Raw genomic sequence first — 618 nt, 5'->3', positions numbered from 1 at the left:
CGCTCTTTAACAAATCGAATCAAGCAATTCGTGTGGGTGCTTGTGAGTACGGACTGATAGTCGCCAAGATTATCAGCATCACAAGTGGCCATGCGAGAAATCACATAGTCATTTGAGATTGCTGAGCCAAGTTTAGGGTTTCTTAAAAACCCAAGCAGTATTGAACTGAAGAGTTTGATCATGGCTCAGATTGAACGCTGGCGGCAGGCCTAACACATGCAAGTCGAGCGGATGACGGGAGCTTGCTCCTTGATTCAGCGGCGGACGGGTGAGTAATGCCTAGGAATCTGCCTGGTAGTGGGGGACAACGTTTCGAAAGGAACGCTAATACCGCATACGTCCTACGGGAGAAAGCAGGGGACCTTCGGGCCTTGCGCTATCAGATGAGCCTAGGTCGGATTAGCTAGTTGGTGAGGTAATGGCTCACCAAGGCGACGATCCGTAACTGGTCTGAGAGGATGATCAGTCACACTGGAACTGAGACACGGTCCAGACTCCTACGGGAGGCAGCAGTGGGGAATATTGGACAATGGGCGAAAGCCTGATCCAGCCATGCCGCGTGTGTGAAGAAGGTCTTCGGATTGTAAAGCACTTTAAGTTGGGAGGAAGGGCAGTAAG

General features: G+C 51.1%; 1 rRNA gene. It reads left to right on the top strand.

Features of this window, described 5'->3' with window-relative positions:
* Window positions 1–162: 162 nt before the first annotated feature.
* A 16S ribosomal RNA gene (locus IAE40_RS25555) occupies window positions 163–618 on the top strand; the annotation flags it as partial.

It is taken from the genome of Pseudomonas sp. S44 (assembly GCF_016624805.1).
Classification (GTDB): domain Bacteria; phylum Pseudomonadota; class Gammaproteobacteria; order Pseudomonadales; family Pseudomonadaceae; genus Aquipseudomonas; species Aquipseudomonas machongensis.
This window is presented reverse-complemented; position numbering and strand designations above follow the sequence as displayed.